This window comes from Thermodesulfobium sp. 4217-1 (assembly GCF_039822205.1).
Lineage (GTDB): Bacteria > Thermodesulfobiota > Thermodesulfobiia > Thermodesulfobiales > Thermodesulfobiaceae > Thermodesulfobium.
Genome location: NZ_JBAGBW010000041.1, coordinates 1 through 7,602, shown reverse-complemented (window position 1 = coordinate 7,602; position 7,602 = coordinate 1). Strand labels below are relative to the sequence as shown.

General features: G+C 34.9%; 9 protein-coding genes. 8 read left to right on the top strand and 1 reads right to left on the bottom strand.

Features of this window, described 5'->3' with window-relative positions:
* Positions 1-55 precede the first annotated feature (55 nt).
* The 8 genes from V4762_RS09675 to queA all read left to right on the top strand — a co-directional run bounded on the left by V4762_RS09675 (position 56) and on the right by queA (position 7,001).
* On the top strand, positions 56-1,180 hold the full coding sequence (locus V4762_RS09675) for a glycosyltransferase family 2 protein (RefSeq protein WP_347315577.1): 1,125 nt from the start codon (positions 56-58) through the stop codon (positions 1,178-1,180).
* 63 nt (positions 1,181-1,243) lie between these two features.
* Complete coding sequence (locus V4762_RS09670) at positions 1,244-2,194, top strand: bile acid:sodium symporter family protein (RefSeq protein ID WP_347315576.1); 951 nt, start codon at positions 1,244-1,246, stop codon at positions 2,192-2,194.
* A 23-nt stretch (positions 2,195-2,217) separates the two neighbouring features.
* Positions 2,218-3,222 carry an aspartate-semialdehyde dehydrogenase gene (locus tag V4762_RS09665; protein ID WP_347315575.1) on the top strand — a complete coding sequence of 335 codons (1,005 nt, stop codon included), beginning with the start codon at positions 2,218-2,220 and terminating at the stop codon, positions 3,220-3,222.
* Positions 3,223-3,252: 30 nt separating this feature from the next.
* Positions 3,253-4,143, top strand: coding sequence for a 4-hydroxy-tetrahydrodipicolinate synthase (gene dapA, locus V4762_RS09660; protein WP_347315574.1), 891 nt, complete (start codon positions 3,253-3,255; stop codon positions 4,141-4,143).
* Complete coding sequence (locus V4762_RS09655) at positions 4,144-4,689, top strand: epoxyqueuosine reductase QueH (protein WP_347315573.1); 546 nt, start codon at positions 4,144-4,146, stop codon at positions 4,687-4,689.
* A complete protein-coding gene (locus tag V4762_RS09650; protein ID WP_347315572.1) occupies positions 4,686-4,910 on the top strand; it encodes a DUF2905 domain-containing protein in 225 nt (74 codons plus the stop codon). The genes V4762_RS09655 and V4762_RS09650 overlap by 4 nt, the downstream gene beginning before the upstream one ends.
* A complete protein-coding gene (locus V4762_RS09645) occupies positions 4,907-6,004 on the top strand; it encodes a SpoIID/LytB domain-containing protein (RefSeq protein WP_347315571.1) in 1,098 nt (365 codons plus the stop codon). The genes V4762_RS09650 and V4762_RS09645 overlap by 4 nt, the downstream gene beginning before the upstream one ends.
* A complete protein-coding gene (gene queA, locus V4762_RS09640) occupies positions 5,994-7,001 on the top strand; it encodes a tRNA preQ1(34) S-adenosylmethionine ribosyltransferase-isomerase QueA (protein ID WP_347315570.1) in 1,008 nt (335 codons plus the stop codon). Before V4762_RS09645 ends, queA begins: the two co-directional genes overlap by 11 nt.
* Before the next feature lie 41 nt (positions 7,002-7,042).
* Here the strand turns inward: queA and V4762_RS09635 are convergent, their stop codons facing one another.
* Positions 7,043-7,513 (bottom strand): Hsp20/alpha crystallin family protein, encoded by a 471-nt coding sequence (locus tag V4762_RS09635; protein ID WP_347315569.1) that lies wholly within the window; start codon positions 7,511-7,513, stop codon positions 7,043-7,045.
* Between the last annotated feature and the right edge of the window lie 89 nt (positions 7,514-7,602).

Genomic DNA, 7,602 nt, shown 5'->3' with positions numbered 1-7,602 from the left:
GGTTTGTAAGTTTATATTCAGAGCTTATAGAAAATTTTTTTATGTGAGGTACACATTGTTTTTGTATTTTATAATATTAACTTGTTTTATTGGTTGGTATTTTGTTTACTTATTTTTCAAGCTAAGGAAGAGTCAGGCTATTGATCCAGGATTTAATCAAAAGGTGCTTCTAATAACTCCTTTTAAGGGTTTGGAACAAAACACTAGGGCAAATGCTCTCTCTATATTGAATCAAGATTATAATAACATCCAGATATATTTTGTTGTTGATTCTAAAAAGGATGAAGCATACCCTATCTTAAAAGAGTTTGAAAAGGATTATAGTGACAGGTTAAACGTAATTGTTTCTGGAATTTCAAAGAGTTGTAGCCAAAAAGTGCACAATATTGTAAGGGCGATCCAGAAATGCAAGGAATACGATATTCTTGTTGTGCTTGATTCCGATGGCAGTCCCTGTCCTGACTTTGTTTCAAAACTAATTTCTCCTCTTCATTCTGAAAAGATTTCAATTACAACGGGTTATCCAAAATACTTTCCTCCAAATAAAACTTTTTTCGGTTTTGGGAGAGCTATTCTTGTTAATCTGGGAATAGTGCATGCACTAAACCCATTTAACAGGGGCATTTGGGGCGGTGCATTCGCTATAAAAAGAGAGGATTTTGAGAAAATTGGTGGAATAAAAATTTGGGAAAAAAGTGTCTGTGAAGACAGAGATCTTACCTGCGCAATTAGCAGGGCCAATTTAAACGTTTCTTTTGTACCTGAGGCTTTTTTGCTGTCACCTGAGGATGCTGATATTTCTTCATTTTTAGAATACTGGAGAAGACGGTATTTGATTTTAAAGTTGTGGGACAAGCCTCTTTGGGTTTCTTCAGGCATCATCTATTTTGCTTTTTTGGTCCCATATATAGCCTTAGCTTTGGATTTTTTTGATCCTTCTTATGAGACCAATCTTGTGTGGACATTTGCATCAATTTGTGTAACTATTTTAGGTTCCGCTATGATCCTTAAATTTGATTTTAAAGAAGACAATCAATTGATTTTGAGAGTATTCTTTTTGCCTTTTTACTATTTTATTATGCTTCTAGCTTTTGTTCAGGGCTTATTCCAAAATGAGCTTTTATGGAGAGGGGTTACTTATAGAGTTAACAAAGAAGGAAAATTAATAATTTTGAGATAAATATATTTTGTTATGTTATACTCTTTTAACTTTATTTTTTTATATTTTAAAAGGGGGTTAAGTGTGAGTATTGCTGATCGGTTTATAAAATGGGTTACGGGCTTTTTTACAATGTGGGTTATAATTTTCGCGATTTTAGCATTTTATAATCCTAATTTTTTTAAGTGGTTAGTACCGTATATCTCTATCTTATTGGGTATAATAATGTTTGGTATGGGAATGACGCTTAGCCCAGAAGATTTCAAACAGATTTTTAAACAACCGAGAAATGTTATTATTGGTGTTCTTTTACAATTTATTATTATGCCTTTATTAGGTTTTGGCATCGTTCTCTTACTTCAGTTGCCTTATCAACTGGCTGCGGGTGTCGTTCTGGTCGGCTGCGCTCCCTCGGGAACTGCATCTAATGTTATGACTTTGATTGCAAAAGGAGATGTCTTACTTTCTGTAACTGTTTCTTCAATCACCACGCTTCTTTCTCCTTTCGTCACTCCTTATTTGTACTATTGGCTTGCAGGAACTTGGATTCCAATAGATCCAAATGCTATGTTTGTTGATATATTTAAAATTATTATAGTTCCTATAGTTCTTGGTTTTTTAATAAGAGTTTTGTTTGGCGCTGAAAGAACCAAGGCAGTTTCGTATTTTTTGCCATCGGTCTCTGTGTTTGCTATTGTTTTGATTATTAGCGCTGTTGTCGCAGTCACAAGAGATAGGCTATTTTTGGTGGCTATTCCTGTTATTATTGCTGTAGTTTTGCATAATAGTTTAGGTTATTTGTTAGCATATTTATCTTCAAAATACCTTTTTGGTATGACAGAAAAACAAGCGAGGGCGATATCATTTGAAGTAGGAATGCAAAACTCTGGTTTGAGTACAGTACTGGCTATGAAATTTTTGACCCCTATTGCTGCATTGCCTTCTGTCGTTTTTAGCGTTTGGCATAACATTTCTGGTTCTATGCTTGCTAACTTTTGGTCACAAAGAGATCCTGAAGACGAAATCTATTTATAATGTTTTAGGAGGTTGTTAATAAAATGAGTTTAAAAGTTGCAGTTGTTGGTGCTACTGGGGTCGTAGGTTCTAAGATGCTTTCGGTTCTGGAGGAGAGGAATTTTCCAGCTTCTGAAGTTAAAGCTCTTGCTTCTATTAAATCTGTTGGTAAGAAGATTTTATATAAAGGTAAAGAGATCGTGGTAGAACTTGCAAGGCCTGAGGCTTTTGATGATATAAATATTGCTCTCTTTTCTGCTGGAGGCGATCTTTCTAAGGAACTGGCTCCCGAGGCAGCCAAAAGAGGATGTGTGGTTATTGACAATAGTAGCGCATGGCGTATGGATCCTGATGTCCCCTTAGTGGTTCCTGAGGTGAACGAGGATGATGTATTTAATAACAAAGGTATTATTGCCAACCCAAATTGCTCTACTGCCCAGCTTGTTCTTGTTCTGTGGCCATTGCATCAGAGATATGGTTTAAAAAGAGTTGTGGTTTCCACATATCAAGCTGTTTCTGGCGCTGGGAAAAAGGGTATAGATGATTTGAACAATCAGGTTGATGCTATTGCTAACGGGAAAGAAATAGTTTGTGAGAAATTCCCCTATCAAATTGCTTTTAACTGTATTCCTCACATAGATGTTTTTAAAGAAAACGGTTATACAAAAGAAGAGATTAAAGTAGTCGATGAGAGCAGAAAGATAATGCATATTGACGATCTTGCAATTACTTGTACCGCAGTTAGAGTGCCAGTATTAAATTCTCACAGCGAAAGCGTAAATATCGAATTTGAAAATGACTTCGACATAAAAGAAGTTAAAGAGCTTTTATCAAAATCACCTGGGGTATTGCTGTATGACGATCCTGAAAAAAATATCTATCCTATGCCTATACTAACTGCCAATAAGAATGAAACCTTTGTTGGCAGAATTAGAAGGGACTTTTCTGTTAAGTTTGGCCTAAATCTTTGGGTTGTTTCGGACAATCTAAGAAAAGGAGCAGCATTGAATGCTGTTCAGATTGCTGAGTCTTTAATAAATAAAAAATAACTTTCCAAAATATTAAAGGAGGTTTTTATTATGCAAGTCAATTTTGGTAGAGTTTTAACCGCAATGGTTACGCCTTTCAACGATGAAGGAAAGGTTGATTATGATGAAGCGGTTAAACTTGCGAATTTTCTTCTTGAAAATGGTTCTGATGGTGTAGTCCTTGCGGGCACTACTGGTGAATCTCCTACACTAACTCACCAGGAAGAATTTGAACTCTTTAAATCGGTTTACGATTCATTAAAAGACAAAGGCACTATAATTGCTGGAACTGGCTCAAACTCAACTGATACTGCTATAAACTCTACAAAGATTGCTGAAAATGTCGGAGTACATGGGGTATTGCTTGTAGCTCCATACTACAACAAACCACCTCAGGAAGGCTTGTATCAACACTTCAAGGCAGTTGCCAAATCAACATCCTTGCCGTGCATTTTATACAATATTCCTGGCAGAACAAGTATAAATGTGAATCCAGAAACTGTTATAAGACTTTCTGAGGTAAAAAATATTGTTGCTTTGAAGGACGCAACAGGCTCAACAGAACAGGTATCTCAAATACTATCATCGGTAAAAGAAAATTTCCTGGTTTATAGTGGAGATGACTCTATGACTCTTCCTATATTAGCTGTTGGTGGTTATGGAATAATAAGCGTAGCAAGCCACGTTATTGGACCTGAAATTAGAGAGATGGTTATGGATTTTGTAAACGGAAATACAGTAAAAGCAAAAGAGATGCATCTGAAGTTATTCCCTGTTTTTAAAGCGATGTTTACAAGTACAAACCCGATTCCTGTTAAAGCTGCTACCAATCTTATCGGCTTTAAAGCTGGTAATCCGAGATTGCCGCTCGTTCCTCTTGGTAAGCAAGAGTTAGATAAGCTAAAGGAACTCCTGGTTAAGTTTAATAAAATTCCTTCGTAAATGAAAGTATTATTGCACGTTTGTTGCGGACCCTGTGCCAGCGGTGTAGTTCCCTGGTTCAAGGCACAGGGTATAGATTTTTTGGGATTTTATTTTAACCCAAATATTCATCCATTCTCAGAATACGAGAAAAGAAGGGTAAACCTGGAAGAAGTGTCAAGGCTTTTGGATTTTGAGGTAGCTTATTCTGTTGACTGGGGAGTTGAGAGTTGGATAAATAATTTTTCAACTGATCAAAGATGCGTAAATTGCATATTTTTGAGACTTGAAAAAACAGCTAAAATAGCAAAGGATCTGGGTTTCGATGCATTTTCTACCACTTTATCTATAAGCCCATATCAATCTCTCGATGTTATAAAGGACTGTTTTGAAAATATTTCTAACAAATACAAGATCGATTACATTTTTAATAATTTTAGATCTTTGTACCAAAATTCTATAAGGTTTTCCAAAGAAAATAATATTTATAGGCAGCACTATTGCGGCTGTATTATGAGTGAATATGAAATGATAACAAGAAAAAGATCAAGAGTTAATGAAAAGTGAGCGAATTTTCTAAAATATTCATCGGAATAGGATGTTTGTTAATCTTTGTCGGACTCCTCTTAATGTTGTTTGACAAATTGCCATTTTTTGGCAAGCTTCCTGGTGATTTTGAATATAGAGGATCAAATATTAGGGTTTATTTTCCATTTTTGTCTATGCTGCTTGTAAGCTTAATTTTGACAATACTGTTAAACCTATTTTTTTATTTTTTTAGAAAGTGATAAATATTAGATCAATTCTTTTTCTTGTTTTCATTCTCTCTTTTTTTGCGACAAACTCTGATGCCTATACTGTGCCTGTTTTAATTAGCACTGCTAAGGTTTTTCATATTTCTTCTCAGTCTGAGATTGTTTTAAGAAAAGACAAACAGCCATATAAAACCTCAAGAATTTTTGTGTTTTCTTCATTTAGTGACAACAATAGTGGCCATATTTATGTTTTTGAGAACGACACATTTGAAGTTAGCTCTAAAGATCCGATTAATATCGACGGATTAGAGGTAAATTCAAATTTAATGATTGGTGAAAAAAATGGTTTTTTGAACGCTTTTGTCCTGATAGATCTGGAATCTTATGTAAAAAAAGTTGTGTCTTGTGAGATGCCTTCTTCGTGGCCTATTCAGGCGTTGGAGGCTCAGGCAATTTTGGCTAGAACATACGCTTTGAAAAAAATTAAAGAAAATGGTTATATATTGCCAAATAGTTTAAACCAAAATTTCGATATTAGATCACTGGTTCCGAAAAACATTGAAGAAGCAGTTGATAAAACAAATGGAGAGATAATCTCCTATAAGGGTAGTATTGCATCTGTGTTCTATCATTCATCTTCCGGAATGGGCATGACAGAGAATGTAGAAAATGTTTGGGGTTCTCAGATACCTTATCTGATTCCTGTAAGAGATTATGATAAATTTTCACCTTATGTCCATTGGATTAAGAAAATCCCTCTGGACAAAGTGTTCGAAACTTTAAAAAATGAGAAATTTATTCAAGATAGTTCCAATGATTATAAATTTAATGGTGTTAAAATAATCTCCATTGATAGCTCAGGCAGAGCAGAAAAAGTTGAATTCACAATCAACAAGAAAAAATATATTGTGACTTCGCTCCAGCTTCGTAAAATTTTTGGACTTTATAGCACTAATTTTAGGGTAACTATCGATGAAAGGTTCCTTAGTTTTGAGGGTTCTGGCAGTGGTCATGGTGTAGGGTTGAGCCAATGGGGCGCTTATGCTATGGCTAAATCAAATATTAGCTATAAAAATATTATCAAACATTATTTTCCTGGTACGGAGGTAACAAAATTTGATCCTTGATAAAGAGTTAATGGAGAATCTAAGCTATTCTCTTCCAAATGAAAAGATTGCGCAAAAGCCTCTCGAACCTCGCGACAGCGCAAAACTTCTTGTTATTGATAAAAAAAAATTAGGTTTTGAAGATTGCATAGTAAGAGATTTGCCAAACTTTCTAAATAATGGTGATTTAATTATTTTAAACAATACCAAAGTAATAAAGGCAAGGCTTTATGTAGTAACCGACAGCTCTGCAAAAGTTGAAGTGCTTCTAATAAAGAAAATCGATTCCAAAACTGGGCTTTTTATGGCAAAGCCAGGTAAGAGATTAAAGATTGGCAAAGAGATCTTGTTAAATGGCAAAAAAATGGGAAACGTTAAAGACATAGACTTGCAGGGTAGAAGGATTATAGAGTTTTATGATGATATCGATTCAGTGCTTGAAGAATTTGGAATGGTTCCTGTACCCCCATATGTAAAGAAATTTAGTAAGGATTTTGATGAGAAATATCAGACAAAATTTGCAAATGTACCAGGATCAGTCGCGGCTCCCACTGCAGGGCTTCACTTTACGCAGAGTTTATTGGATGCGTTAAAAGAAAAGGGTGTAGCGATTAAATTTATTACCCTTCACGTAGGGCCTGGAACTTTTAAGTCAATTTCGAACGATGGTGAGATCTTGTTGGAGCCTGAATGGGTAGATATTTCACAAGAGGTATGTGATTCTATAAAAAAGGCTAAGTTAAGAAATAAAGTTTTGGTTGTTGGAACTACTAGCATGAGGACTGTTGAATCTACTGTTCCAAATTCTTACAACGGATACATAGATACAGTGATTTTGCCTGGTTATAACTTTAAGGTTCCAGATATGTTTATGACTAATTTTCACCTTCCAAACACCAGTCTCTTAGCTCTCACCATGGCATTTGGAGGTATAAATCTGATTAAAAGAGCTTATAGTCATGCAATTGAAAACAACTATAGGTTTTATTCATTTGGCGATGCAATGTTAATTATCTAAAAAAATCCCCCCGCAATATTGCGGGGGGAGATAAATAAGATCTATTTCTCTATTTCCTTTACAAAGTTCACAGGTATTTCTTTTGGCTGAGATTCTGGCTTTTTTGGTAGAGTAATCTTTAGGAGACCGTTTTCGTATTTTGCACCAATTTTATCTCTTTCTACGTTGTCTGGAAGCGAGAAGCTTCTTGAAAAACTACCATAGCTTCTTTCCATTCTGTAATAATTTTCTTTTTTATCTTCTTTTTCAAACTTTCTCTCACCACTAATGATGAGCATGCCATCTTCAATCTTAATTTTTAAGTCTTCTTCCTTAATTCCTGGTGCCTCTAACTCGATTTCTATATTGCCTTCCTTTTCAAACACGTCTATTGCAGGTACCCAACGTGAAGTGGAATCAACTTCTGAAGAAGGCAATAAGTCATTAAAAACCTTGTTAATTCTTTCCTGAATAGTAAATAGATTTTCGAATGGATCAGATGACCTCAACAAAGATCTAACAGGTTTAAACATGTTTACACCTCCTAAGTATTATTTTTAGCACTCATTCTCTTAGAGTGCTAAAAATAATTATATTTATAAAAATAATGTTGTCAAGAGGG

Bases quoted from the DNA above. Each gene is read 5' to 3' on its own strand.
- V4762_RS09665 (WP_347315575.1), top strand. From the start codon at position 2,218: ATGAGTTTAAAAGTTGCAGTTGTTGGTGCTACTGGGGTCGTAGGTTCT.
- dapA (WP_347315574.1), top strand. From the start codon at position 3,253: ATGCAAGTCAATTTTGGTAGAGTTTTAACCGCAATGGTTACGCCTTTC.
- V4762_RS09655 (WP_347315573.1), top strand. From the start codon at position 4,144: ATGAAAGTATTATTGCACGTTTGTTGCGGACCCTGTGCCAGCGGTGTA.
- V4762_RS09635 (WP_347315569.1), bottom strand. From the start codon at position 7,513: ATGTTTAAACCTGTTAGATCTTTGTTGAGGTCATCTGATCCATTCGAA.